20 protein-coding genes are annotated in these 26,215 nt (G+C 73.4%); 7 read left to right on the forward strand and 13 right to left on the reverse strand.

Annotated elements, in window-relative coordinates:
- Positions 1 to 12: 12 nt before the first annotated feature.
- The 6 genes from ACFYYN_RS23435 to betA all read right to left on the reverse strand — a co-directional run bounded on the left by ACFYYN_RS23435 (position 13) and on the right by betA (position 10,096).
- On the reverse strand, positions 13 to 2,454 hold the full coding sequence (locus tag ACFYYN_RS23435; protein ID WP_500547388.1) for a GcvT family protein: 2,442 nt from the start codon (positions 2,452 to 2,454) through the stop codon (positions 13 to 15).
- A 249-nt stretch (positions 2,455 to 2,703) separates the two neighbouring features.
- Positions 2,704 to 3,693, reverse strand: coding sequence for an ABC transporter substrate-binding protein (locus tag ACFYYN_RS23440; RefSeq protein ID WP_500547390.1), 990 nt, complete (start codon positions 3,691 to 3,693; stop codon positions 2,704 to 2,706).
- A gap of 19 nt (positions 3,694 to 3,712) precedes the next feature.
- The gene (locus tag ACFYYN_RS23445) at positions 3,713 to 5,701 is read right to left on the reverse strand and encodes an ABC transporter permease (RefSeq protein WP_500547391.1); all 1,989 of its coding nucleotides are present in this window, start codon (positions 5,699 to 5,701) and stop codon (positions 3,713 to 3,715) included.
- The gene (locus ACFYYN_RS23450) at positions 5,701 to 6,801 is read right to left on the reverse strand and encodes a quaternary amine ABC transporter ATP-binding protein (RefSeq protein ID WP_500323098.1); all 1,101 of its coding nucleotides are present in this window, start codon (positions 6,799 to 6,801) and stop codon (positions 5,701 to 5,703) included. Before ACFYYN_RS23450 ends, ACFYYN_RS23445 begins: the two co-directional genes overlap by 1 nt.
- 20 nt (positions 6,802 to 6,821) lie before the next feature.
- Complete coding sequence (locus tag ACFYYN_RS23455) at positions 6,822 to 8,291, reverse strand: aldehyde dehydrogenase family protein (protein ID WP_500547392.1); 1,470 nt, start codon at positions 8,289 to 8,291, stop codon at positions 6,822 to 6,824.
- A 140-nt stretch (positions 8,292 to 8,431) separates the two neighbouring features.
- The gene (gene betA, locus ACFYYN_RS23460) at positions 8,432 to 10,096 is read right to left on the reverse strand and encodes a choline dehydrogenase (RefSeq protein ID WP_500547393.1); all 1,665 of its coding nucleotides are present in this window, start codon (positions 10,094 to 10,096) and stop codon (positions 8,432 to 8,434) included.
- A 206-nt stretch (positions 10,097 to 10,302) separates the two neighbouring features.
- Here betA and ACFYYN_RS23465 point away from each other — a divergent pair, with 206 nt between their 5' ends.
- The gene (locus ACFYYN_RS23465) at positions 10,303 to 11,100 is read left to right on the forward strand and encodes an IclR family transcriptional regulator (RefSeq protein ID WP_500547394.1); all 798 of its coding nucleotides are present in this window, start codon (positions 10,303 to 10,305) and stop codon (positions 11,098 to 11,100) included.
- Here ACFYYN_RS23465 and ACFYYN_RS23470 read toward each other — a convergent pair.
- The 3 genes from ACFYYN_RS23470 to ACFYYN_RS23480 all read right to left on the reverse strand — a co-directional run bounded on the left by ACFYYN_RS23470 (position 11,088) and on the right by ACFYYN_RS23480 (position 13,832).
- Positions 11,088 to 12,221 (reverse strand): aromatic ring-hydroxylating oxygenase subunit alpha, encoded by a 1,134-nt coding sequence (locus ACFYYN_RS23470; protein WP_500323094.1) that lies wholly within the window; start codon positions 12,219 to 12,221, stop codon positions 11,088 to 11,090. The genes ACFYYN_RS23465 and ACFYYN_RS23470 overlap by 13 nt on opposite strands.
- Before the next feature lie 82 nt (positions 12,222 to 12,303).
- Positions 12,304 to 13,473, reverse strand: a complete 1,170-nt coding sequence (locus ACFYYN_RS23475; RefSeq protein WP_500547395.1) for an NAD(P)/FAD-dependent oxidoreductase — start codon at positions 13,471 to 13,473, stop codon at positions 12,304 to 12,306.
- Positions 13,470 to 13,832 carry a bifunctional 3-phenylpropionate/cinnamic acid dioxygenase ferredoxin subunit gene (locus ACFYYN_RS23480; RefSeq protein ID WP_500547396.1) on the reverse strand — a complete coding sequence of 121 codons (363 nt, stop codon included), beginning with the start codon at positions 13,830 to 13,832 and terminating at the stop codon, positions 13,470 to 13,472. Before ACFYYN_RS23480 ends, ACFYYN_RS23475 begins: the two co-directional genes overlap by 4 nt.
- 260 nt (positions 13,833 to 14,092) lie before the next feature.
- Between ACFYYN_RS23480 and ACFYYN_RS23485 the strand changes: the two genes are divergently transcribed.
- The 3 genes from ACFYYN_RS23485 to ACFYYN_RS23495 all read left to right on the forward strand — a co-directional run bounded on the left by ACFYYN_RS23485 (position 14,093) and on the right by ACFYYN_RS23495 (position 18,907).
- On the forward strand, positions 14,093 to 14,818 hold the full coding sequence (locus tag ACFYYN_RS23485; RefSeq protein WP_499515328.1) for a response regulator transcription factor: 726 nt from the start codon (positions 14,093 to 14,095) through the stop codon (positions 14,816 to 14,818).
- Positions 14,819 to 15,013: 195 nt separating this feature from the next.
- Entirely contained in the window at positions 15,014 to 17,788 is a 2,775-nt protein-coding gene (locus ACFYYN_RS23490; RefSeq protein ID WP_500547397.1) for a SpoIIE family protein phosphatase, read from the forward strand.
- Positions 17,789 to 17,872: 84 nt separating this feature from the next.
- On the forward strand, positions 17,873 to 18,907 hold the full coding sequence (locus ACFYYN_RS23495) for a helix-turn-helix domain-containing protein (protein WP_500547398.1): 1,035 nt from the start codon (positions 17,873 to 17,875) through the stop codon (positions 18,905 to 18,907).
- Here ACFYYN_RS23495 and ACFYYN_RS23500 read toward each other — a convergent pair.
- Positions 18,894 to 20,318, reverse strand: a complete 1,425-nt coding sequence (locus tag ACFYYN_RS23500; protein WP_500547399.1) for a sensor histidine kinase — start codon at positions 20,316 to 20,318, stop codon at positions 18,894 to 18,896. The genes ACFYYN_RS23495 and ACFYYN_RS23500 overlap by 14 nt on opposite strands.
- Positions 20,319 to 20,433: 115 nt before the next feature.
- Between ACFYYN_RS23500 and ACFYYN_RS23505 the strand changes: the two genes are divergently transcribed.
- The 3 genes from ACFYYN_RS23505 (at position 20,434) to ACFYYN_RS23515 (ending at position 21,944) form a co-directional block, all read left to right on the forward strand.
- A complete protein-coding gene (locus ACFYYN_RS23505; protein WP_500547400.1) occupies positions 20,434 to 21,378 on the forward strand; it encodes a D-2-hydroxyacid dehydrogenase family protein in 945 nt (314 codons plus the stop codon).
- Positions 21,379 to 21,524: 146 nt separating this feature from the next.
- Positions 21,525 to 21,683, forward strand: coding sequence for a hypothetical protein (locus tag ACFYYN_RS23510; protein WP_500547401.1), 159 nt, complete (start codon positions 21,525 to 21,527; stop codon positions 21,681 to 21,683).
- 18 nt (positions 21,684 to 21,701) lie between these two features.
- Positions 21,702 to 21,944: a DUF4190 domain-containing protein gene (locus ACFYYN_RS23515; RefSeq protein ID WP_500547402.1), complete on the forward strand. Its 243-nt coding sequence runs from the start codon at positions 21,702 to 21,704 to the stop codon at positions 21,942 to 21,944.
- Positions 21,945 to 21,987: 43 nt separating this feature from the next.
- Here the strand turns inward: ACFYYN_RS23515 and ACFYYN_RS23520 are convergent, their stop codons facing one another.
- The 3 genes from ACFYYN_RS23520 to ACFYYN_RS23530 all read right to left on the reverse strand — a co-directional run bounded on the left by ACFYYN_RS23520 (position 21,988) and on the right by ACFYYN_RS23530 (position 26,212).
- Entirely contained in the window at positions 21,988 to 22,620 is a 633-nt protein-coding gene (locus ACFYYN_RS23520) for an MBL fold metallo-hydrolase (RefSeq protein ID WP_500547403.1), read from the reverse strand.
- Entirely contained in the window at positions 22,617 to 23,702 is a 1,086-nt protein-coding gene (locus ACFYYN_RS23525) for an S-(hydroxymethyl)mycothiol dehydrogenase (protein WP_500323083.1), read from the reverse strand. The genes ACFYYN_RS23520 and ACFYYN_RS23525 overlap by 4 nt, the downstream gene beginning before the upstream one ends.
- A gap of 203 nt (positions 23,703 to 23,905) precedes the next feature.
- On the reverse strand, positions 23,906 to 26,212 hold the full coding sequence (locus tag ACFYYN_RS23530) for an ABC transporter permease (RefSeq protein ID WP_500547404.1): 2,307 nt from the start codon (positions 26,210 to 26,212) through the stop codon (positions 23,906 to 23,908).
- Positions 26,213 to 26,215 lie beyond the last annotated feature (3 nt).

A 26,215-nucleotide genomic window follows, 5' to 3' on the forward strand; every position in this document is an offset into this window, starting at 1 on the left:
GTCCGTGGGGTGTCAGCCGCGGAGGCGGGACATGGCCGGGTCGAACAGCGGCTCCGCGGCGACCCGCGCCGCCACGCGCCGGTCGAAGTAGGCGATGTCGAGGGCGCGTCCCGGCACGGCGAGCTCCGCCGGCAGCCAGGCGTAGGCGATGCCCTTGCCGACCGTGTAGCCGTAGGCGGCGCTGGTGACGTACCCGACGGGCCGGTCGCCGTCGTACACCGGCTCCTTGCCCATCACCACGGCGCCCGGGTCGTCGACGGTCAGGCAGGTGAGCCTGCGCCGCACCTGGTCCCGGCGCCGGGCGAGCGCGGCCTTGCCGGTGAAGTCGTCCTTGTCCTCCCTGACCGCGAAGGCGAGGCCGGCCTCGTACGGGTCGTGCTCGAAGGTCATGTCGGTGCCGAAGGAGCGGTAGCCCTTCTCCAGACGCAGGCTGTTGAAGGCCCCGCGCCCGGCCGGGATGCCGCCCAGCGGCCGGGCGGCGGCCAGCAGGGTGTCCCAGAGCTTCAGGCCCAGGTCCGCCGTGGTGTACAGCTCCCAGCCCAGTTCGCCGACGTAGGACAGCCGCATCGCCGTGACGGGCACGGCCCCCACGTGCGCCCGTTTGGCGCGGAAGTACTTCAGTCCGGCGTCGGAGAAGTCGGCGTCGGCGAGCGGCTGCAGGACCTCCCGGGCGAGCGGCCCCCACAGGCCGATGCAGCAGGTGCCCGCGGTGATGTCGCGGACCGCGACGGTGCCGTCGGCGGGGAGGTGCCGGGTGAGCCAGTCCAGGTCCAGGTTGCCGTTGACGCCGACCTGGAAGAGGTCGCGGCCGAGCCGGGCCACCGTGATGTCGCTGCGGATGCCGCCGTCGTGGTCCAGGAGCAGGGTGTAGGTCACCGACCCGACCGACTTGTCGACGTTGCCGGTGGTGAGCCGCTGCAGGAAGGCGGCGGCGCCGCGTCCGGTGACCTCCAGGCGCTTGAGCGCGGTCATGTCGTACAGGGCGACGGTCTCCCGGGTGACCTGGGCCTCGGCGCCGACGACCGGCGACCAGTAGCGGGCCGCCCAGTCACCCGGGACGGGGAGGGAACGGCCCGCCACCAGGCCGGCGTTGCTCTCGTACCACTGCGGCCGCTCCCAGCCGTTCGCCTCCAGGAAGAACGCCCCGAGCTCCTCCTGGCGGGGGTGGAAGGGGCTGGTGCGGATCGGGCGCGGGGCGCCCGTGGGCTGGAGCGGGTGGATGATGTCGTAGACCTCGACGAAGTTTCGGCAGTCGCGGGCGAGCACGTAGTCGGGGGCGAGCTGGTGCGGCTCGAAGCGGTTGACGTCGCATTCGTGGAGGTCGAATGACGAGCAGTGGCCGTCCACCAGCCATTCGGCCATCGCCCGGCCGACGCCGGCCGAGTGCGTGACCCAGACGGCCTCGGCGACCCAGAACCCCTTCACCTGCGGCGACTCGCCGAGCAGCGGCATGCCGTCGGTGGTGAAGGAGAACAGGCCGTTGATGCCCTCCTCGACCTTGGCGTCACGGGTGGCGGGCAGCAGGGACCGGGTCTCGGTCCAGGCGTCGGCGAAGTCGTCCTCGGTGAACTCCAGGACGGACGGCATCCCGTCCGCGGCGTCGAACGAGGCGATGTCGTCGACGGGGACCGGCATGGGGCGGTGGCCGTAGGAGCCGATGCCGATGCGGTCGTGGTGGTCGCGGTAGTAGAGGTCGGCGTCCTGGTGGCGCAGGATCGGGCGGACGGCCTCGGCGGCCTGGCCCGCCAGGGCGGGGACCGGGCCGGTCCAGGCGAGCTGGTGGGCGAGCGGGGTGAGCGGCAGCTCCATGCCCGCCATCCGGGCCACCTTGGGGCCCCAGATGCCGGCGCAGCAGACGACGACGTCGGCCGCGAGCTCGCCGCCGCGGTCGGTGACGACCCCGGTGACGCGGCCGTCGTCCTGGGTGACGGCGAGGACTTCGTGACGTTCGAGGAAGCGGACGCCGCGCGCGGCGGCACGCCGGGTCTGCGCCTCGACCGCGAGGACGGCCTTGGCGAGGCCGTCGGTGGGGACGAACAGTCCGCCCAGGACGCGTGAGCGGTCCAGCAGCGGGTGCAGCGCGGCGCATTCGTCGGGTCCGACGACCCGGGCCTCGACGCCCCACGAGGTCACCCAGCCGTGCCGCCGGTGCAGTTCGGCCAGGCGCTCGGGGGTGGTGGCCACCTCCAGACCGCCGACCTGGAGGAAGCAGGGCCGTCCGTCGACGTCGAGGGAGCGGAGCTTGTCGACGGTGTAGCGGGCGAGTTCGGTCATGGTCTTGGAGGGGTTGGTCTGGAAGACCAGGCCCGGGGCGTGGGACGAGGAGCCCCCGGTGGCGGGGAGCGGCCCCTGGTCGACGACCGTGACGTCGGTCCAGCCGGCGGAGGACAGTTCGTCGGCCAGCGCCGACCCCACGACACCCGCTCCGATGATGACCACGCGGGGTCCCGTCATCGCCAAACCTCCCAGTTGCTGTCAGCGCAACATGATTCAGGTTGCGCAACTCAATGTGCCGGGCGCCGGAGAGGGTGTCAAGAGGCCCGCCAGGGGCGGGAGAAGGCCGCCCGCAGGCGCCTGGAGCGGCCCCGGGAGGGCCTGGTGACGGCCCGGGGAACGACGGTGCCCGGCGGGCTGTCGGAACAGCCCGCCGGGCACGGGAACGGCGCGTTGGGGCGCGGTGCGCCCCGGTGGCGCGGCGCGGGGTTACTTGCCCCAGGCGTCCACCTTGCCGGGGTTCGCCTTCACCCACTTCTCGGCGGCGGCTTCGGGGCTCATCTTGTCGACGGCGATGTACTTGGCGACGAGGTTCTGGTCCTCGTTCGTCCAGCTGAAGTTCTTCACCAGGTCGTAGGCCGGGCTGCCGGAGCCGGCGAACTTCTTGCTGACGATCTTGTCCAGGTCGTAGACGGGGTAGTCACAGGCGACCTTCTCCGCGTCGGCGTCGCAGCCGGCCTCGTACGGCGGCAGCTCGACCTTGGCGAGCGGGACCTCCGACAGGAACCACTGCGGCTCGTAGAAGTAGCCGAGCAGCCACTGCTTCTTGGCCTCGGCCTGCCGGAAGGCCTGGATCAGCGCGGTCTCGCTGCCCGCGTACACCACCTTGAAGTCCAGCTTGAGGTTCTTCACCAGGGCGGCGTCGTTGGTGACGTACGACGGGTCGCCGTCCAGGAGCTGGCCCTTGCCGCCGGACTCGGAGGTGCGGAACTTGTCGGCGTACTTGTCGAGGTTCTTCCAGTCCGTGATGTCCGGGTGCTCCTTCGCCAGCCACGGCGGCACGTACCAGCCGATCACGCCCTTGTTGCCGGTCGGGCCCGCCTCGACGGCGGTCTTCTGCTGCTCGACGTACTTCTTCTTCAGGTCGTCGTGGCCCCAGTTCTCCAGGATCGCGTCGACCTCGCCGGTGCCGAAGCCCTGCCAGGCGATCTCCTCCTTGAGGTCCTTCTTCTTGACCGTGCAGCCCAGCTTCTCCTCGGCGACGTACGCCACGACCGCCGCGTCCGCCTCGTAGCCGACCCACGGGTTGACCGCCAGGTTGAAGGTGCCGCACTTGCCGGAGGATCCCCCGGAACCGGCCTCCGACCCGCCGACCTTGGCGCCGCCGCAGCCGGTGAGGACGAGCCCCAGTGCCGCGGCCCCGGCCGCCCCGGCACGCCATCGCGCCGACCGGCCGGCCGCCGTCAGGTGTGTTGCCATGTGTCTACCGCCTCCTGCCCTAGCGCCCGCCGGGCACCCTCGTGGTGCGCCCGGCCGCGGCCTGAGTGATCCGGTCGAACATCACGCCGAGCAAGACGATGGCGAGTCCCGCCGCCAGCCCCTTGCCGTACAGCTCGCCCTGCGAGAAGCCGGCCACGACGTCGTAGCCGAGGGCGCCCGCACCGACCAGGCCGCCCACCACGACCATCGACAGCACGTAGATCAGGCCCTGGTTGGTCGCGAGCACCAGGGCGCCGCGCGACATCGGCAGCTGGACCTTGGTGACGAGCTGCCAGGTACTGGACCCGGCCGCCGCCGCGGCCTCCACGGTCGTCCCCGGTACGCCCCGGACGCCGTCGGCGACGATCTTCACCGTCACGGGCGCGGCGTACACGACGGCGGCGACGATCGCGGTGAAGCGGCTCGCGCCGAACAGCGCGAGGAACGGAACGAGGTAGACGAAGGGCGGCATGGTCTGCGCCGCGTCCAGGCCGGGCCGGACGATCCGGTCGGCGAGCGCGCTGCGGCCCATCCACACGCCCACCGTGACCCCGAGCAGCATCACCAGCAGCGTCGCCACGACGGTCGAGGCGAGCGTGGTCATCGCGTCCTGCCACACCCCGGTGCCCACCAGCAGCCCCACGCACACCGCGGCGGTGCCGCCGGCGCCGAGGCCGCCGAGGACCGTTCCCAGGGCCACCAGCACGAGGCCGGTGAGCCACCACGGCGAGTCGGTGAGCAGGGTCTGGAAGGGGTTGAGGAGCGCGTTGGTGAGCACGTCGCGGACGGCGCCCGTGACCCCGGACAGGTGCTCCTGCGCCCAGGTGGTCACGGTGTCGGCGGCACTCGCCAGGGAGCGCCCCGCTCCGCCCTCGCCGGGGAACTCCGCGGCCCAGACGTAGGTGTGGGACAGCCAGGCGGCGACCGCGGCGGCGACGGCGCCCGCGGCGAGCAGCGGCCTGCGCCAGCGCCGCGGGCGGCCGCCGGAGCCCTGCCCCCGCTCCGTCCTGACGGCGGCCGCGGTGGTGACCCGGTCCAGGACGATGGCCATGACGACGATGGCGAGGCCGGCGTTGAAGGCGGTGCCGACGTCGAGCGACTGCAGGGCCTGGACGACGGTCTTGCCGAGGCCGGGGGCGTCGATGAGGGCCGCGATGGTCACCATGGACAGGGCCGCCATGATGCTCTGGTTGACGCCCATCACCACGGTGCGCCGCGACATCGGCAGCAGCACCTTGGTGAGGGTCTGCACCCTGGTCGAACCGAGCGACTCCGCCGCCTCCACCGTGGTCGCGGGCACCGAGCGGATGGCGTGCGCGGTGATGCGGACGGCGGGCGGCGCCGCGTAGATCAGGGTGGCGATGGTGGCGGAGGCCGGCCCGATGAGGAAGAAGAGGGTGAGCGGCGCCAGGTAGACGAAGGTCGGCATCGTCTGCATGAAGTCCAGCACGGGGGTCAGGACGCGGTTCACCCGCGGCGACAGCCCGGCCCACACGCCCAGCGGGATGCCGAACAGCAGCGCCACCAGCACCGCCGACACGGTGAGCGCCAGGGTGTCCATGCTCTCCTGCCACAGGCCCTGCAGCCCGAAGAAGGTGAAGCCCGCGACGGCCAGCAGCGCCACGCGCCAGTTGCCCAGCGCCCAGGAGACGTAGCCGGCGATCGCGACCACGCCGAGCCAGCCGATCTGCGGCACCGGGCGGCCGTCGGGCGGCTGCGAGATCAGCGTCTGGACGAAGGTCACCAGGGTGTCGATGACCAGCCGGATCTCGTTGAAGAAGTAGAGGAAGAGCGGGTTGCTGTTGCGGTCCGCGCCGATGGTGTCGTTGACGTCGTTGAACCAGCGGTGCAGCGAGGTCAGGTCGGCCGCCGCGAGGGCGAGCGTCTGCCGGCCGCGCAGGAGCGCGAAGAGCACCAGCCACAGCACGACGATGCCCGCCACGACGGCCCGGCGGCGCAGCCGGACGGGCGCGAGCCGTTCGCGTGCCCCGGAGGCGGCGACCGCCATCACGCCCCGCCTTCCCGGCCCGCGACGACGGCGAGGATCTCCTCGTCGCCGACGACGCCGAGCAGCCGTCCGTCCTCGACGACCCTGACCGGCTTTTCGGCGGCGAGCACGGCCCGTGTCGCCTCGCGGACAACCGTGCCGGGGCCGAGTTCGGGGCCGTCGAGGGCGTCGTCGGGCCGCGGGTCGCGCATGATCCAGCGGAGCGTCAGCACGTCGGCCCGCGGCACGTCCTTGACGAAGTCGCGCACGTAGTCGTCGGCGGGGGCGCCGACCAGTTCGTCGCCCGTGCCGCACTGCACCGTCCGGCCGTCGCGCATGATCAGGATGCGGTCGCCGAGCTTGAGTGCCTCGGACAGGTCGTGGGTGATGAACACCATCGTCTTGCCGACCTCGTGGTGGAGGCGGATGACCTCGTTCTGCATGTCGCGGCGGATCAGCGGGTCGAGCGCGGAGAAGGGCTCGTCGAAGAAGAGGATGCCGGGGTCCCCCGCCAGTGCCCGGGCCAGGCCGACGCGCTGCTGCATGCCGCCGGAGAGCTGGTCGGGGTAGGAGTTCTCGTAGCCCGCCAGGCCCACCAGTTCGACGACCTCCAGGGCCCGCTTGACGCGCTCGGTCCGGCCCATGCCGCGGATCTCCAGGCCGTACGCGACGTTGTCGACGACCCTGCGGTGCGGCAGCAGGCCGAAGTGCTGGAAGACCATGGAGAACCTGTTGCGGCGCAGTTCGCGCAGCCGTTTGGCGTCGGCGGCGCGGATGTCCTCGCCCTCCAGGACGACCTGGCCGGCGGTGGGTTCGACGAGCCGGGTCAGACAGCGCACCAGGGTCGACTTGCCGGAGCCGGACAGGCCCATCACGACGAAGACCTCGCCGGGCGCGACGTCGAAGTGGACGTCGCGCACGGCCGCGGTGCAACCCGTGCGCTCCATCAGCTCACGGCGGCCGAGCCCGCGCAGCTCCTGCGATTCCGGCACCCTGTCGGCCTTCGGCCCGAACACCTTCCACAGCCCGCGCACGGAGATGACCGCGTTCCGGTCCTGGTCCTGGTCCTCGTCGTGGGACGCGCCGCGCCGCTGCGGCACATCGGTCGGTGCTGGGGTCACGGTCGGCCTCTCCTGGGCGTTCAGCCGCGGAACCAGTGCTGCGGCCTGGGTCGGATGTTCTGCCAGATGTGCTTGGGCTCGCGGTACTCGTCCAGGCCGGTCGGTCCCAGCTCCCGGCCCACGCCCGAGTGGCCGAAGCCGCCCCATTCCGCCTGCGGTACGTAGGGGTGGTAGTCGTTGATCCACACGGTGCCGTGGCGCAGCCGGCGGGCGACCCGCTGGGCGCGGCCGGCGTCCCCCGTCCAGACGGCGCCGGCGAGGCCGTACTCGGTGTCGTTGGCGATGCGGACGGCGTCGTCCTCGTCGGTGAAGCGCTCGACGGTCAGCACGGGTCCGAAGGACTCCTCGTGGACGACGCGCATGCCCTGGTCGCAGTCGTCGAGGACGGTCGGCGGGTAGTAGAAGCCGTCCTGGAGCGCCGGGTCCGTGGGGCGGGCGCCGCCGAGGCGCAGCACGGCGCCCTCGGCGATCCCGGCGGCGACGTACGCCTCGACCTTGTCGCGGTGGGCGGCGGAGATCAGCGGGCCGGTCTCGGCCGCGGGGTCGAAGGGGCCGCCCAGGCGGATCGCGCCGGCGCGCCGTACGACCTCGTCGACGAAGGCGTCGTGGACCGTGTCCTGCACGATCAGCCGGGCCCCGGCGGAGCAGACCTGGCCGGAGTGCAGGAAGACGGCCGTGAGCGCGAAGTCCACGGCCGTCTCGAAGTCGGCGTCGGCGAAGACCACGTTGGGGTTCTTGCCGCCGAGTTCGAGGGCGACCCTCTTCACCGTGGCGGCGGCCGCGCCCATGACCCGCTTGCCGGTCTCGAGACCGCCTGTGAAGGACACCATGTCGACGCCGGGGTGCTCGGCGAGCGGGGCGCCGGCCCCGGGCCCGGCGCCGAGGACCAGGTTTCCGGCCCCGGGCGGGAGTCCGGCCTCCTCCAGGGCCCGCATGAGGAGCACGGAGGTGGAGGGGGTCAGCTCGCTGGGCTTGAGGACGAACGTGTTGCCCGCGACGAGCGCGGGCGCGACCTTCCAGGAGGCCTGCAGCAGCGGGTAGTTCCAGGGGGTGATCAGGGCGCAGACGCCGACCGGCTCGTACTCGACACGGCTGACGGCGTCGTCGCGGCCGGTGTCGACGACCCGTCCGGCGGAGGTCCCCGCGATGCCGCCGTAGTGGCGCAGGCAGGCGACGACGTCGGCGACGTCGTACTCGCTCTCCACGAGCCGCTTGCCGGTGTCGAGGGATTCGGCGCGGGCGAATTCCTTGGCGTCCCGTTCGACGATGCCCGCGGTGCGGAGCAGGAGGGCGCCGCGTTCGCGCTCCGGGGTGCGCGGCCAGGGGCCGTGGTCGAAGGCGGCGCGGGCTGCGGCGACCGCGGCCTCCGCGTCGGCGCCGGTCGCCTCGGAGACCGTCGCGACGAGCACTCCGTCGGCGGGGCAGCGGATCTCCCGGCGGCCTCCGGCCACCGCCTCGCGCCACTCTCCGTCCAGGTACAGGTCTGCCACGCGCGGAGTCCTCGCTTCGTTGCACATAGCGCATCGAATTGCTTGTGGTGGAACACCCTGTCCGAACGGCCACCGGCCGTCAAGGGGTGGCACGGGGTGTACGGCACATCTTGATCCGGTGAACGCGGCACCGGACACGATCAGTTGGCGGTGGCCTCGCGGTGCCGGTAGAACTGCGCCTTCGAGGGCGGCAGCGGTTCACGGCCGAGGATCAGATCCGCGGCCTTCTCGGCGATCATCATCACGGGGGCGTAGATGTTGCCGTTGGTCACGTAGGGCATCACGGAGGCGTCGACCACGCGGAGCCCCTCCACGCCGTGCACCCGCATGCTCGCCGGGTCGACCACGGCCATCGCGTCGGTGCCCAGCCTGCACGTGCAGGACGGGTGGAGGGCGGTCTCGCCCTCCTTGGCGACCCACGCCAGGATCTCCTCGTCGGTCTCGACCCCGGGGCCGGGCGAGACCTCGCCGCCGTTGAAGGGGGCGAGCGCGGGCCGGCCGAGGATGTCGCGGGCGACGCGCACCGCCTCGACCCACTCGCGACGGTCCTGTTCGGTGGACAGGTAGTTGAAGCGCAGCGCGGGCTTCTCGCGCGGGTCCCTGCTCCTGATCTTCACCGAGCCGCGGGCGTCGGAGTACATCGGCCCCACGTGCACCTGGTAGCCGTGGCCGCCGGCCGGGGCCGAGCCGTCGTAGCGCACCGCGATGGGCAGGAAATGGAACATCAGGTTGGGGTAGTCCACGTCCTCGTTGCTGCGCGCGAAGCCGCCGGCCTCGAAGTGGTTGGTGGCGGCGGGACCCTTGCGGAAGAGCCACTGCAGACCGATGAAGGGGTAGCGCCACTTGGCCAGGTACGGCTGCATGGAGACCGGCTGCGTGCAGGCGTACTGGACGTAGACCTCCAGGTGGTCCTGGAGGTTCTCGCCGACGCCGGGCAGGTCGTGCACGACGTCGATGCCGAGCGCGGCCAGTTCCCCGGCGTTGCCGACGCCCGACAGCTGCAGCAGCTGGGGCGAGTTGACGGCCCCGCCGCAGAGGACGACCTCGCGGGCGCGCACCTGTTCGCGGCGGCCCTTGCGGCGTTCGTACTCCACGCCCACGGCGCGCTTGCCCTCGAAGAGCACCCGGGTGACCAGGGTCCGGGTCCGCACCGTCAGGTTGGGGCGCCTGCGCACCGGGTCGAGGTAGGCCCGGGCGGCGGAGAGCCGGCGGCCGCGGTGGACGTTGCGGTCGAAGGGCGCGAAGCCCTCCTGGCGGTAGCCGTTGACGTCGTCGGTGAGCGGATGCCCCGCCTCCTGGACCGCCTCGAGGAAGGCGGGGAACAGCGGGCTGGAGGCGGGCCCGCGCTCCAGGACGAGCGGACCGTCGTGACCGCGGAACTCGTCGTCGGGGCCGGCGGCGAGGCAGTTCTCCATGCGCTGGAAGTACGGCAGGCAGTGGGCGTAGTCCCAGTGCTCCATGCCGGGGCCCTCGGCCCAGCGTTCGTAGTCCATGGGGTTGCCGCGCTGGAAGATCATGCCGTTGATGCTGCTGGAGCCGCCGAGCACCTTGCCCCGGGCGTGGTAGATCCGCCGTCCGCCCATGTGGGGCTCGGGCTCGGACTCGTAGCCCCAGTCGTAGAAGCGGCTGCCGATGGGGAAGGTGAGCGCCGCCGGCATGTGGATGAAGACGTCCCACGGGTAGTCGGGGCGGCCGGCCTCCAGCACCAGGACACGGTTGGCCGGATCGGCGGAGAGCCGGTTCGCGAGGGCGCAACCGGCGGAGCCCCCACCGACGATGACGAAGTCGTACTGCACGGGAGCCATGTCAGCCTCGTCTCACTCGTCTCGCTTGAATCGCTCGTCTCGATCGCGCGGTCGACAGGTCGACTGGCGCAGCATGCTAGTACGGTGCCGCTATGCGCACCAGGTTGCGAGCCGCGCAACTTGACACCGGAGTTTCGGTCGTGTTTCCCGTCCGGACTCCGCCGGGGAACCCCGACGCTGTTGTTTACCGCGCGTATAGTTTCGCTGTGAGCAACTTCAGTGCAGATACCGAAACAACCGCTGCGCAGCCGGGCGGCGTCCAGTCCGTGGACCGGGCCATCAGCGTGCTGGAGATCCTGGCGCAGCGCGGCGAGGCCGGCGTGAGCGAGGTCGCCGCCGAGATCGAGGTCCACAAGTCGACGGCGTTCCGGCTGCTCGGCGCGCTGGAGGCACGCGGGCTGGTGGAGCAGGCGGGCGAGCGCGGCAAGTACCGGCTCGGCTTCGGCATCGTGCGGCTGGCCGGCGCGGTGACCGGCCGCATCGACATCACCCAGCAGGGCCGGCCGGTCTGCGAACGGCTCGCCGAGGAGATCGGCGAGACCGTCAACATCGCCGTGATGGAGAAGCACTTCGCGATCAACCTGTACCAGGTGCGCGGACCGGCGGCGGTGACCGCGCACAACTGGGTCGGCCAGCTCACGCCGTTGCACGCGACCTCCAGCGGCAAGATCCTGCTCGCCCACCTCTCCGCCGCGCAGCGCGCGGAACTCCTCACGGACGCGGGCCTGGAGAAACTGACCCCGCACACCCTCACCTCGCGGACGAAGCTGGAGAAGAACCTCGCCGAGGCCAGGGAGCGCGGGTACGCCTGGACGCTGGAGGAACTGGAGATCGGCCTGCACGCGATGGCCGCCCCCGTCCGCTCGCGCGACGGCGAGGTCATCGCCGCCGTCAGCGCCTCCGGCCCCTCGTACCGCTTCACCCAGGAGCGCATGCACGAGCTCGCGCCGCTGCTGGTCGCCGGGGCGGCCGAGATCAGCCACCGCATGGGCTACCTGGGCTGAGCCGTGCCGAGGCGCTCGTGGACCCAGTCGTGGAAGCCGGCGATGTGGTGCTCGCTGGGGACCAGCACCCCGCCCTTGGCGTAGAGCCGGGATCCCATCGCGGGCTGGCAGCGCTCGCAGGCCTCGAAGTCCTGGCGGTTGACCCGGTCGAAGAGCTCCACCGAGCGGCCGACGTCCCTGCCCGCGGTGACGACCTCCTCCAGGTAGAGCCAGTCGCACTCGACGACCGTGCGGTCGGCCGCGACCGGGTACATGCGGTGGAAGATCACGTGGTCCGGCACCAGGTTGACGAAGACCTGCGGCTTGATGGTGATCGCGTAGTAGCGCCGGTCCTGGGCCGCGGAGACCCCCGGTATACGGTCCAGTCCCGGCGAGCCGTCCACCGTGAAGCCCTCGATGTCCGCGCCGAACTCGGCGCCGTGGCCGACGTAGTACTGCGCGGCGTAGCCGCCGGCGAACTCCGGCAGCACCTCGGTCAGTTCGGGGTGGATCGTGGCGCAGTGGTAGCACTCCATGAAGTTCTCGACGATGAGCTTCCAGTTGGCCCTGACGTCGTACACGATCCGCCGGCCGACCCTCAGGTCCTCGATGCCGTAGCGCTCCAGGGACTCCACGTCCCCGAGCCGGGTGACCACCTCGCCGACCACCTGCTCCTCGAAGGAGGGCGGGTCCTCGGCCAGGCAGACCCAGACGTACCCCAGCCATTCGCGGACGTGGACGGGGACGAGCCCGTACTCGGTACGGCCGACGTCGGGCATCTTGGTGAGGTTGGGGGCCGCCACGAGCCTGCCGTCCAGGTCGTACGTCCAGGCGTGGTACGGGCATTGGAACGCCCGCCTGACCTCGCCGCCCTCCTCGGTGAGCAGCCGGGCGCCGCGGTGCCGGCACACGTTGTAGAAGGCGCGCACCGCGTGGTCCCGGGACCGGGTGACCAGGATGCTCTCGCGGCCGACGTCCACGGTCCTGAAGGCGCCCGGCCTGCCGAGCTCGGAGGAGCGAGCCACGCAGAACCACATCGTCTCGAAGATGCGCTCCTGCTCCTGGGCGAAGATCCCGGGGTCCGTGTAGTAGGAGCCGGGGAGGGTGGCGATCAGGCTGTCCGGCAGACCGGTCGGGGTCACGGGCACTCCTTGCGGGACGTTGTGTAATGAGCAACGGAGTGTGCACTGCGCAACTGCAGCATGTGGTGCCGCTCCGGCGCTGTCAAGACGCGGCGGCGGCCAGCTGCTTGCGCCAACGGGTGAACGACCGGGGCCGGTTCATGCCCAGTACGGCGACCGGAATCCCGCCCCTGCGGTAGACCGCGAGGACGTCGCGTTCCTCCGCGACGCCCTCCTCGACCGTGACGGTGTCGGCCCCCGCGGCGCGGCCCGCGAACTGGATGCGCACGCCGTACTGGTCGGACCAGAAGTACGGTGGGCGGGGGGCCCGTTGCCCGCCCGCGCCGCCGGACAGCAGCGCGGCGACGGCGGTGGCCGGACGCTCCAGGGCACCCGTCCAGTGCTCCACGCGGTGGTGCGCACCGGCGGCCGGGTCGTACCAGGCGGCGCAGTCACCGACGGCGACGACGCCCGGCAGGCCCGTCCGGCCGTCCGCGCCGCACAGGACACCGTCGCCGAGCTCGATCCCGGACCCGGCGAGCCAGTCCGTGCACGGGCGCGCCCCGATGCCGACGACCACGGTGTCCGCGGGCAGCCTGCGGCCGTCGGCCAGGACCACGGCCACCACCCGCCCCTCGCCGTCCGCCTCGGTCCCGCGCACCCCCGTACCGCACAACAGCCGTACGCCGTGGTCGGCGTGGAGGCCCGACACGACGCCGCCCATCGTCTCGCCGAGCGGGCCCGACAGCGGGGTGGGCGCCGCCTCGACGACGGTGACGTCCAGGCCGAGGGCGTACGCGGTCGAGGCGACCTCGGCCCCGATGAAGCCGCCACCGATGGCGACGAGCCGCCCGCCGCGCGCCAGATCGGCCCGCAGCGCGCGGGCGTCGTCCAGGGTGCGCAGGGTGTGCACACCGGACCGGCCCGCCGCGCCGGGCAGCGTACGGGCAGCGGCCCCGGTGGCGATGACGACTCCGTCGGCGGTGACGGCGCTGCCGTCCGCGAGCCCGACGACCCGCGTGCCCGGGTCGAGCGTCACGGCCCGGGCGCCCAGCAGCCATTCGGCCCCGAGGTCCTCGCCGTCCGCCTCCAGGACCAGGGCCGCCTCGTCGGCCTGTCCGGCGAGGAACTCCTTGGACAGCGGCGGCCGGTCGTACGGCCGGTGCGGCTCGTCGCCCACGACCACCAGCCGGCCGTCGTACCCCTGGGCGCGCAGTGCCCGCGCCGCCGACAGCCCCGCCAGCGAGGCGCCGACCACGAGGACCGCTCTCATCCGGCTCCCCCGGCGAGCCGGCCGGCCGCGCACGAGGGCGGGCCGGGGGCGGGCGCCGACAGCCGTACGTGGATCACGCCGTCCTCGACCACGACCTCGTGCGTCCGCACGGGCCGCCGGGCCGGGGGCGCGTCCACCGCACCCGTGCGCAGGTCGAACTTCGAGGCGTGCAGCGGGCACTCGACCTCGCACCCCTCCAGCCAGCCGTCCGCGAGCGACGCGTCCTGGTGGGTGCAGGTGTCGTCGACGGCGTAGAGCTCGCCCTCCTCGGTGTGGAACACCGCGACGGGCGGGTCGGTCTCGAGCCGGAAAGCCTCGCCACGCGGGAGGTCCGCGAGCCGGCACACGGGAATCATCATGACACCTCGGTGCGTATTGCGGAACTGATTGCGGTTGACGCAACATCAGTGTGGGGGTGCCCCCCACCCCTGTCAAGGCATCGTCCGGACACCCGGAATCCGCATCTGACGGGGGCTCATCCGCAGCTCCGCGGGGGAGGCCGGCGGCGGATCGTCGCGATTCGGTCACGGGGGTTGTCCGGGTTCAGCTGAATGACATAATCCGTTCCTCTTCTGTGTGACAACGGCCGGAATACGGCCCGGAGGAAGTGACCCGCGGCATGAACGTGACCGTCTCGGCCCAGCAGCCCCGCGTGCTGGTCGTGGAGGACGAGGCGAGCATCGCCTCGATGCTCGCGATGGCGCTGCAGTTCCTGGGCTTCGACGTGGTCACGGCCGGGACCGGCGAGGAGGCGGTGAGCACGGCCGCCGACCGCGCCGCCGACGTGATCCTGCTCGACGTCGGACTGCCCGACCTCGACGGCTTCGAGGTGTGCCGCAGGCTCCGCGCCGCCCGGGTCGACGCGCCCGTCCTCTTCCTCACGGCCCGGGACGCCGTGGAGGACAAGATCAGGGGCCTGGCCCTGGGCGGCGACGACTACGTCACCAAGCCCTTCGACATCAACGAGGTCGCGGCCCGCGTGAACGCCCTGCTGCGCCGGGGCCGGGCCCCCGAGCCCGCCGGGCGCCGGCTGCGCGCGGGCTGGGTCGAGCTGGACGCGGACACCCACGAGGTGTGGCGGCACGGCCGGCCGGTCCAGGTCTCGGCGACCGAGTTCGCGCTGCTCCGCTTCCTGCTGGAGAACCCGGACCGGGTGGTGTCCAAGGGGCAGATCCTCGACGCCGTGTGGAGCTGCGACTTCCAGGGCGAGTCCGGGATCGTGGAGACCTACATCTACTACCTGCGCCGGAAGCTCGGCGACACCGACCAGTCGCTCATCCGCACCGTGCGGGGGGCGGGCTACCTGGTGAGGGCGGCGCCTGCCGGCGATACGGCTTCGCGCTGACGGTGCCCGCGCGCGGCGCTATGTTGGCCTTCGGAGGAAAGCCGACGAGAAGAGGGCACGATCCCGAACGAAGCCGCCGCCCAGGAGCCTGAAGCGCCGCTCGACCAGCCGGGAGCGGAGCGGCTGCGCCTGCTCCGGTCCTCGGGCGACGACCAGGGCGAGCGCGAGGCGCTGCGGCTGGGACTGCAGCAGGCCGTGGCGGCGCTGAACGGCTTGGGCGGACTGGTCCACCTGCGCGGGCAGGAGGCCCGGGGCGGAGTGCCCCTGCGCCTGGCCGCCAGCACCGGTCTGCCCAGGAACCTGACCCGTGCCTGGCTCTTCCTCCCCCCGCAGGACGCCACCGCGCCGGGCCGCGCGACGACCGGGGGCGAACCGGTGTGGCTGCCCACGACGGAGACGACCCCCGGCCCGCTGCCCGGCGGGTCCGGGCTCGCCGCCGTACCGCTCCCCGGCCCCGAGGGCCCGCTCGGCGCGCTCTCGGTGGTGACCGCGGACGCCGTACCGCCGGCTCCCGGCGCGTGGGAGCTGCTGCGGGGGATCGCCGCGTGGGTGTCGGAGCGGCTGGGCCGTACGGCAGCCGTCGGGTCGCGCGAACGCTGGCGCCTGGCGGAGGGCGGCTCGGGTTCCCGGCCTCGGGAGACCCCGTCCGACGTGGGCATCGGCACCTGGGAGTGGAACGTCCGCACCGGCGAGGCCTACCTCGACGAGACCGCGCGCTCCGTCTTCGGGATGTCCCCGCAGATGTACGACGGTCGCCTGGAGACCTGGGTGGAGCTGGTCCACCCCGAGGACCTGCCCTGGGTGATCGCCGACGCCGAGGAGGCCGCCCGGGCCCGCGGCGGCTTCGCCTGGGAGTACCGGGTCCGCCGGCCCGACGGGACCTTCCGCTGGGTGCAGGCCCGCGGCCGCAGCGTGCTCGGTGCGGACGGCAAGGCCGTCCGGCTCGCCGGCGTGCTGTGGGACAGCACGGAGACCCGGATCGCGATGGACGCCGCCGGCCGGGCCCTGCGTCACATGAGCGACGGCTTCCTGGCGGTCGACGACGACGGCCGCATCGCCTTCGCCAACCCCCAGGCCGAGCGGCTGCTGGGGGCGCGGCGGCCCCTGGTCGGCGCGGTGCTGTGGGACCTGCCCGGCGTCCACGACTCGGAGCTCGAGGCCCACTGCCGCCGGGCGGCCGAGGGCGACGCGACCGTCAGCGCGGACATCGAGTGGGGCGGCGGCACACGCCGCTACCACCTGCGCGTCATGCCCGTGCCCGACGGCCTGACCCTCTACCTCACCGACGTCACCGAGCACCGGCTCGCGGAGGAGGCCCGCGCCGACGCCGCCCGCACCGCCGCCGACCGCGCGGCGCACATCGGCCGGCTGACCACCGCGCTCGCCGAGGCCGTCACCGTCAAGGACGTCGTCGCCGCGGTCGCCGACCGCGTGCTGCCGCTGTTCGACGCCACCGGGCTGATCATCAAGACGCTGGAGGGCGACCTGCTGCGCGTGGTCGGCTTCGTCGGCTACCCCCCGGGCCTGATGGAGCGGCTCAGCCGGACCCGGCTCGCCGAGGGCAGCCCCAGCACCGACGCCATCCGCGAGCGCGTGCCCCGCTACATCACCTCCGCCAAGGAGTTCCACGAGGCGTACCCGGCCCGGGTCCACCTCCAGGAGTGGTCCCAGAAGCACGCCTGGGCCTTCCTGCCGCTGATCGTCTCCGGGAAGGCCGTCGGCTCCTGCGTCGTCTCCTTCTCCGAGCCGCGCCCGTTCAGCGAGGAGGAGCGCACCCTGCTGACCGCGCTCAGCGGGCTGGTCGCCCAGGCCCTGGAGCGGGCCCGGCTGTACGACGCCGAGCACGGACGGGCCCAGGAGCTGCAGCGTGGCCTGCTGCCGCGCGTCCTGCCCGAACTGCCGGCGGTCAGCGCCGCGGCGCGCTACCTGCCCGCCGTCGAGGGGACGACGGTCGGCGGGGACTGGTACGACGTCATCCCGCTCTCCGCCGACCGGGTCGCGCTGGTCATCGGGGACGTGATGGGGCACGGCATCTCCGAGGCCGTGACCATGGGGCGGCTGCGAACCGCGGTGCACACCCTCGCCGGTCTCGAACTGCCCCCCGACGAGCTGCTCGCGCACCTCAACGAGCTGGTCAGCGACCTCGGGGACGACTTCTACGCGACCTGCCTGTACGCCGTGTACGACCCCACGAACCGCACCTGCGCGTTCTCCCGGGCCGGGCACCCGCCGCCCGCGCTGGTGCTGCCCGACGGCACCGTCCACTTCGCCGGGCACTCGCCGGACCCACCACTGGGCGCCGCCACGCCGCCGTTCGCGACCGTGGAGCTCGAGATCCCCGAGGGCAGTCTGCTGGTGCTCTACAGCGACGGCCTCGTCGAATCCTCCCGCCGGGACATCGACACGGGCATGGCCGGGCTGGCGAAGGCCCTCACCGGCGCACCGGCCGCGGCGCCCGTGCGGCCGGCGGACGGCCGCCGGGGCGAGGTGGAGCGCCTGGGAAGGCTCTGCGACGAGGTCGCCGCCGCCCTCGACCCCCACCAGGAGCACGCCGGGGACGACGCGGCCCTCCTCATCGCCCGCACGCACGCCCTGTCGCCGGGCGACGTCGCCTCCTGGTCCCTGCCCGAGGACCCGCTCGCCGCGGGCCAGGCCCGCGAGCACATCCGCCGCCGGCTGGACGCCTGGGGACTGGGCGAACTGGTCATGACGACCGAGCTGATCGCCAGCGAGCTGGTCGGCAACGTGGTCCGGCACGCCCGGGGCCCCATCGGCCTGCGGCTGATCCGCAGCCGCACCCTCGTCTGCGAGGTCTCGGACGGCAGTCTCAGCACCCCCCGGATCCGGCACGCCGGCGACACCGACGAGGGCGGCCGCGGGCTGCAGCTGGTCGCCGCGCTGTGCCAGCGCTGGGGTACCCGCTACGTCCCCGGCGGCAAGTGCATCTGGACCGAGCAGGCGATCCCCTGACCGTCGTGAGAGCGGGCGATCCCCAGCGCGGACTCTGATCCCGCTTTGATGTGACTTTGATGCTCCGGTGCTTGGCTTGCGCGCATGACCACCCACGCACCGGTGTCCACGGGCCTGGATTCCTGTCTTGACCTGGGATTCACCGACTCCGGCGGAGGCGAGCCCTCGCTGCGGCGGGAGCTGTTCGCCGCCCTGATAGAAGTCGTCTCCGGCTCGGGAGAGTGGAGCGAGCAGACCGCCGCGCGGATCCGCGGCGAGGGGGTCGCCTGGGCCGCTCGGGGCGAGCCGGTGAGCGCGCTGCGGGTCGCCGTCCAGGAGACGACGGAGTACATCCTGGTCTCCGGCGGACACGCTGCGGCCGGGGCCGACGGCTCGCGCGGCGAGTTCGCCCGGCGCCTGACGGACGCGGGGCGCCGTGTGGCCCGGGAGCTGAACCGGGGCTACTTCGCCCAGTCCGGGCGGGAGGCCCCCGCCTCGGTCCCGGAGCCACCGCGGCCCGGGCCGTCCTACGCCCCGCCCGCCTACGCCGTGATGGCGCTGCGCGCGCCCGGCCTCCCCCTCGGCGACGTCGAGGCGGTGGCCCGCGGCCACGGCGGCCCCGAGACGGCCGTGCTGCCCTCGGCGCGCGGGCTGTACGTGCTCACCCCCGCGCCGCGCCACCAGGAGTCCGTCGACCTGGCGGACCGCATCCACCGCGACCTCGCCGGGACGGCCCGGCTCGCGGTGCACTGGAAGCCCTACAACGAGGTGACGGCGGGTCAGCTGCTGGTGGACGACATCTGCGCGGTGGTGGACGCGCTGGGCTTTGGACCCGGCGTCTACGAGCTGGACGACGTCCTGGTGGAGTACGCGGCAGCGCAGACGCCCGACATCGCCCAGCGGCTGGTCGGCATGGTGCAGCCGGTGCTGGACGACCAGGTGCTGCGGGAGACGCTGAGCGCGGTGATCTCCGCCGACGGCGACCCGGACCTGGCGTGCGAGCTGCTCACGCTGCGCCGCAAGTTCTTCGACCACCGGCTGCGCCGGGTCGAGGAGCTGACCGGCCGGCGCGTCGACGGCCCGCGCGACCTGCAGGTCCTCAGGACGGCCGTCGCGGTCGCCGCGATCATGCGCCAGTGAGCGCCGGCAACCGCACCCGGAACCACGCACCCGACTCCGAGGCCTCCACCCGCACCGACCCCGCGTGCGCCGCGGCGATCGCGGCCACGATGCTCAGGCCCAGCCCGCTGCCGGGGGCGGGGTGGTCGTCCCGGCGGGCGGGGCGGGGGGTGCCGCCGCCGGCGCGGAAGAACCGCTCGAAGATCCGCTCGCGCAGTTCCTCGGGTACCCCGGGCCCGCCGTCGATGACGTCGACGATCTGCTCGTCGCCCTCGCGGCCGACCCGCACCTCGGCGGGGACGTCGTGGGCGGTGTGCGCGACCACGTTGGCCAGCAGGTTGGTGACCACCTGACGGAGCCGGTCGGGGTCACCGGTCACCATGTGGGGCCCGGGTTCCACGACGAGGGTCACCGGGCGGTCGGGGTCGACGACGCGGGCGTCGGCCACCGCGTCGGCGCAGAGTTCGGCCAGGTCCACCGGGCGGCACTCGAGGGGGCGGCCCTGGTCGAGGCGGGCCAGCAGCAGCAGCTCGTCCACGAGGGCGGACATCCTGCGGGTCTCGTTCTGCACCCGGCGCATGGCGTCGTCCAGACGGGCCGGGTCGTCGAGGGCACCGAAGCGCACCAGCTGCGCGTAGCCGCCGATCGCGGTGAGCGGGGTGCGCAGCTCGTGGCTGGCGGCGCCGACGAAGTCGCGCAGCTGCTCCTCGGCCTTGCGGCGGCGGTTGAACTCCTCGTCGACCCGGCCGAGCATCGCGTTGACGGCGTCGGCCAGCGCCTCCACCTCCGCCGTCGACACCGGGGCGGCGACCCGCTGCGAGAGTGCGCCCTCGGCGGCGAACCGGCGGGCGGTGGCGGTGATCTCCTTCAGCGGCGAGATGGTGCGGCGGCTGAAGTACAGGGCGCCGAGCACGACTCCGGCGACCAGCGGCACACCTGAGACGGCCTCGATGACCACGAGGTTGTGCACCGTGGCCGCGTCGTCCGCGGTGGACTCCGCGATCACCAGGTAGCCGCCGTCGGGGAGCTTCTCGACGACCGCCCGCATCGGGGCCGGGCCGACCGTGCCCGCCCGGCCGGCGGTCGCCATGCGGTCCAGGTCGGCGCTGGACAGCCGGATGACGGCCCGCTCCACCATGGCACCGGACTCGCGCTGGACGACCCTGCCGATGGCGTCGGTGAGCAGCACCACGGCCGTCGCCCCGGCGGGCTTGAGGTCAGAGCTGGTCTCCAGTTCGTCGAGCCGGTCCTGGCGTATGGAGGCCAGCTGCTGGTCCAGCCGGTTCCGCAGGCCGTCGGCGAGGGCGTGCGCGGCGTAGACGTCCGCGGCCGCGACGCCGACCGTGGTGATCGCCAGGAAGCCGAGCGCGAGGCGCCAGTACAGCGAGCGGGGCCACCAGCGCAGCCGGCGCCGCCTGCCGGGTGTCTCCACGTGCCCACCCCTCGTCCGGTTCCGGCGGCTGCCGGGATCCGGCCGCTGTCCGAGCAGATACTAGGACAGACCCCGGGGACACCCGTTCGACCGATCGAGCCGAGGAGACCGCACCATGCGCATCGCCGTCCTGGACGACTATCAGAAGGCGGCGCACCGGTTCGCCGACTGGGGCGCGCTGGGAGCCGAGGTGGTCTTCCTCCACGACCACGTCTCCGGTACGGCCGAACTGGCCGAGGCGCTGGACGGCTTCGACGTGGTGGTCGCCATGCGCGAGCGCACCCCCTTCACCGAGGAGCGCTTCGCGGCGCTGCCGGCGCTGCGGCTGCTGGTGACCACCGGGATGGCGAACGCCTCCGTCGACCTGGACGCCGCCCGCCGGCACGGGGTGACGGTGTGCGGCACGGAGAGCGTCGCGCACGCCACGGCCGAGCTGACCTGGGGGCTCGTCCTGTCGCTGGTCCGGCACCTCCCCGAGGAGACGGCCGGGATGCGGCGCGGTGAGTGGCAGCACGCGATCGGCGGCGATCTGCACGGCCGGACGCTGGGCGTGGTGGGGCTGGGCCGGCTGGGCGCGCGGGTCGCCTCCATCGGCACCGCCTTCGGGATGCGCGTCCTGGCGTGGAGCGCCAACCTGGACCCGGAGCACGCCGCCGCGTGCGGCGCGCGGGCGGTCGGCAAGCGTGAGCTGTTCTCGCAGTCCGACGTCGTCACCGTGCACTACAAGCTCAGCGCGCGCAGTACCGGGCTGGTCGGCGCCGAGGAGCTGGGCTGGATGAAGCCCACGGCGCTGCTGGTCAACACCTCACGCGGTCCGCTCGTCGACACCCCGGCGCTGGTCGCCGCGCTGCGCGAGCGCCGGATCGCCGGTGCGGCCCTGGACGTGTACGACACCGAGCCGCTGCCCGCCGGGGACGTCCTGCGGAGCCTGCCGGGCGCGCTGCTCACCCCGCACCTGGGCTACGTCACGGAGGCGACGTACGAGGTCTTCTACCAGCAGGCGGTCGAGGACATCGCGGCCTTCCGGGACGGCGCGCCGCTGCGCGTGCTCACCGCCTGAGCGGCGGGCGCGCTTTCCGGCCGAACCGGCGTCCCGGCACCCGCGGGGCGCCGGTCCGCGTTTTCCGGGGGCGGTGGCGGGCAGAAGCTCCGTGTACAACTGTTCACCGAATTTCCCGGAACGTCGGAGCACAGGGAAGGACCGGAATGCTGTTCCTGGTGGCCGCACTGGCCCTGTTCGGGCTGCTGCTCGGACCGGTCGCGCATCTGCCGCTGCACGTGACCCTCGTCGTCGCCGCCGGCATCGTCGGGTGGCTCGCGCTGTACGCGGCACGCCGGCGCGTCGCGCACCGAAGGGAGGGGTGAGGGATGCCCGGGACACCCGTGAGCACGCGCCGTGCCCACGCGGACGGCGCGGCGGTGGCGTCGTTCGTCCTCGGACTGGTGGGCCTGCTGGTCTTCAGCGTGGTCCTCGGCCCCGCCGCCCTGGTGCTGGGCTCGATGGCGCTGTTCCAGGGGACCGCCCGCCGCGGGCGGGCCGTACTGGGGCTCGTACTGGGGGCGGCCGACCTGGTCGTGCTCGCGGTGGTGACCGCGAGCGACCACGCCTACGTGTGGTCGCTCTGACCGCGGTGGCCGCCGCACCCGTGGGTGCGGCGGCCACGGGGGCTCAGTGGCCGCGGGCGATCCACTCGTCCAGATGCGGGGCCTCGGCGCCGATGGTGGTGCTGTCGCCGTGGCCGGTGCGGACGACCGTCTCCGGCGGCAGGGTCAGCAGCCGCTCGCGGATGGAGTCGATGATGGTGGGGAAGTCCGAGAAGGACCGCCCCGTGGCGCCCGGGCCGCCCTGGAAGAGGGTGTCGCCAGTGAAGACCGTGCCGAGGGCCGGCGCGTACAGGCAGACGGCGCCCGGCGCGTGGCCCGGGGTGTGCAGCACCGTGAGCTCGATGCCGGCCACCGCGATGACCTGACCGTCCGTCAGCTCTTCGTCCGGGGAGCGCTCCGGGTGGGTCTGCTTCCACAGCGGCAGGTCGTCGCCGTGCAGCAGGATCTTCGCGCCGGTGCGGGCGGCGAGCGCGGGCGCGGCGTCGACGTGGTCGTTGTGGGCGTGGGTGCTCACGATCGCGACCAGGCGGCGGCCGCCCAGCGCCGCGGCGATGGCGTCGGCGTCGTGGGCGGCGTCGACGACGATCGCCTCGGTGTCGTCGCCGACGATCCAGACGTTGTTGTCGACGTCCCAGGTACCGCCGTCCAGCGAGAAGGTGCCCGAGGTGACGAGGTGGTCGATGCGGGCGGTCGTCACAGGACCACCACCGAGCGCAGCACGTCGCCGTGGTGCATCCGCTCGAAGGCCTTCTCCACCTCGTCCAGGGCGATGGTCTCGGTGACGAAGGTGTCCAGGTCCAGCCGGCCCTGCAGGTGGAGGTCGATGAGCATGGGGAAGTCGCGGGAGGGCAGGCAGTCGCCGTACCAGGAGGACTTCAGGGCCCCGCCGCGGCCGAAGACGTCCAGCAGCGGGAGTTCCAGCTTCATCTCGGGGGTGGGCACGCCGACCAGGACGACGGTGCCGGCCAGGTCGCGGGCGTAGAAGGCCTGCTTGTACGTCTCGGGGCGGCCGACCGCCTCGATGACGACGTCGGCGCCGAAGCCGCCGGTCAGCTCGCGGACCGCCTCGACGGGGTCGGTCTCCTTGGAGTTGACGGTGTGCGTGGCGCCCAGCTTCTTCGCCGTCTCCAGCTTCCGCGCGTCGATGTCGACCGCGATGATCTTCGCGGCACCGGCCAGCCGGGCGCCGGCGATCGCCGCGTCGCCCACGCCGCCGCAGCCGATGACGGCGACGGAGTCGCCGCGGCCCACGTTGCCGGTGTTGATGGCCGCGCCGATGCCCGCCATGACACCGCAGCCCAGCAGCCCGGCGACGGCCGGGGAGACGGCCGGGTCGACCTTGGTGCACTGCCCGGCGTGGACGAGGGTCTTCTCGGCGAAGGCCCCGATGCCGAGGGCCGGGGAGAGCTCGGTGCCGTCCAGCAGGGTCATCTTCTGCTTGGCGTTGTGGGTGTTGAAGCAGTACCAGGGGCGGCCGCGCAGACAGGCACGGCACTGGCCGCACACGGCACGCCAGTTGAGAACGACGAAGTCACCGGGGGCGACGTCGGTGACGCCCTCGCCGACCGACTCCACGATGCCCGCCGCCTCGTGGCCGAGCAGGAACGGGAAGTCGTCGTTGATCCCGCCCTCGCGGTAGTGCAGGTCGGTGTGGCAGACCCCGCAGGCCTGGATCCGTACCAGCGCCTCCCCGGGCCCCGGGTCGGGCACGACGATCGTTTCCAGGCTGACGGGGGAACCCTTCTCCCGGGCGACGACGGCACGGACCTGGTGAGCCATGGGGCACTCCTCGGCTGGTACGGAACCCTGAGACGGGCGTTTCTCATTACGGCACATTCTGCACGTGCCGCAACGCAAGCATCGACGACGGCCGACAGAGCGGTCAAGGACCGCGCAGCCGGGCCGGCCGGCGCGCTTCATTCTTACCAAGGATCTTGCCCGGCGGCCCCGTTCGGCGGGGCACGGCGTCCGGTGTCTTCCCCTCACTGGGCGTTGAACAGCATCCGCGGATTGCGGTCCCCCGCCGCGCGGGAGGCGGGCAGCAGCGAGAGTGCCACCGCCGCCGCGACGCACACGCCGACGATCAGGGCCAGCACCGCTCCCGGCGGGGACTGGGCGATCCCCGCGCCGACGCCGCTGGAGCCGGCCTGCAGGTCGATCAGCCAGTCGGAGGCGAACACCCCCGCGGTGACCCCCGCCGCGGCGGCGGCCAGGACCACCAGGCCGACGCCGGTCACGACGGTCGCCACGGTCTGCTGGGGCGTCAGGCCCACGGCGCGGTAGGCGCGCATGTCGCGGGCGTGGTCGCGGATGCCGCTGCCGACGGCGGTGGACAGTTCGGCCAGGGCGATCAGCGCGAGGACGCTGACCAGTCCGATGATCACGCCGCGCACCGGGGAGAGTTCGGCGCCGGGGCCGGTGACCTCGCGCACTTCCAGGGCGCCGTGCGACGCGTCGGTGAGGGCGCCGCGCACCGCCGCGCGGTCGGCGCCGGAACGCAGCACCAGGCTGTAGTACGAGGGCCCGATGGAGGCGTCCTGGGCCCGCAGCACGTCGAGCGGGGCGGAGATCACCCGTCCGCCGTGCCCGGTCTCGATGCTGCGGCCGACGATGTGCAGGATGTGCGGCGTGCCGCCGACGGTGACCCGGACCCACTGGCCGACCTCGATGTGCAGCGCGTCGAGCAGGCCCTGCCCGGCGAGTGCCTCGTCAGGTCCTGCGGGGCGCCGGCCCTCCGCGACGGCGAAGGGGTAGGGGTCGGCGGTGGTGCCGATCCCCCGCAGGGTGACGGACTGCGACTGGCCGGGGGCGAGCGCGGGGAGGTCGACGCCCGGGTGCGCCGCGGTGATCTCCGGTCGTGCGGCGAGCAGCTGCCGGACGGCTCCGTCGGTGAGGCCGTTGGGGCGGGCGGTGAGCGCGCCGGCCTGGCCGAGCAGTTCGGGGTGGTGCTCGAAGCGGTCGAGGGTGGCCCAGGTCCCCAGCGCCACGGTGATCATCAGGACCGGCAGGGCGAGCCGGGCCACGGCGGCCGCCGAGCGCGCGGGCCGGTGCAGTACACCGCGGCAGCCGAGCACCAGGGCGGGCGGGGTCCCCAGGCGCAGCGCGGCCCGGGCCGCGCCGGACATCCTGCGGCGTCCCGGAACGGCCCCCCGCGCGGCGGGGATCGGCGGCACGCGGCCGGCCCGCCAGGCGGCGAGCACCGTGGCCAGGGCGATGACCAGCACGGTCGCCGCGGCCGTACCGGGGAGCGCCCAGGTGTGCTGCGGCAGTCCCTGCCACAGCCCCATGGCGTCCCCCATCGGCCCGGGGATGCCCGGCGCGAGCGTCTCCGCGGCGACCGATCCGAGCACCACACCGGCGGTGGCGAGCACCGCGTGCTGCACGAGGAACATCCGGACCACCTGGGCCGGGGTGAAGCCGACCGCCTTCAGGACGGAGATGTCACGGACGTACGCCAGGACGCGGGTGGCGATGCCCCCGGTCACCGCGATCGCGGCGGCCAGCAGCGCGGCCAGCCCGAACAGGCCGAGCAGCAGCCCGAGGAGGTGGTTGTCGCCCTCGGCGTCGGCGCGGGCCTCCCGCCAGGTGGCGACGCTCGTGACGCGGTCCGGTCCGACGGCGGAGACGGCCCGCTGGATGACGAAGGCGGTGTCCGCCGGGTCCTTCAGCCGCAGCCCCACGGTCTGCCCCGCCCGCGCCTGGCCGGTGGCGAGACCGCTCACCAGCGTGGGCGACGCCCACGCGACACCGGGGTTGTCTCCCGGGGAGTAGAGCGGTTCGGCGGTCCCGGCGACGCCGACCACGCGGACGGTGCTCCGCCGTCCGTCACGGGTCACGCTGATCTCGTCGCCCGGCTCGGCCCACAGCGCCGACGCCACCGACCGTTCCAGCACGACACCGTCGCCGTCGTCGCCGTCCAGCCAGCTCCCGCGGTCCATGAGCGGCCGGCCCACCGACGGCGGGCTCGTGCCCGCGGCCCGCAGGTCGAGGGCGGCCTTCTCCCGGCCGTGCTGCGCGGTGACGGTGAGGGTGCGGAAGGGTCCGGAGACCGCGGTGACCCCGTCGATCCGCGACAGGGCGCCGGTGTCGGCGCGGCCGTCCGTGCGCAGCCAGACGTGGGCTCCCTCGGTGGCGGTGAACATCCGCTGCCAGGGGTTGGCCGCGTACACCAGCAGCGCGACGGAGAGCAGCAGCGCCACGGTGATGCCCGCGGTGGCCAGGACGATGGACAGGGCCTGGCCGCGGTGGGTGCGCAGATCGGCGAGGGCCCAGCGGGCGGTGGCGCGCACGGC

Source organism: Streptomyces sp. NPDC001902, assembly GCF_042891295.1.
Taxonomy (GTDB): Bacteria; Actinomycetota; Actinomycetes; order Streptomycetales; family Streptomycetaceae; genus Actinacidiphila.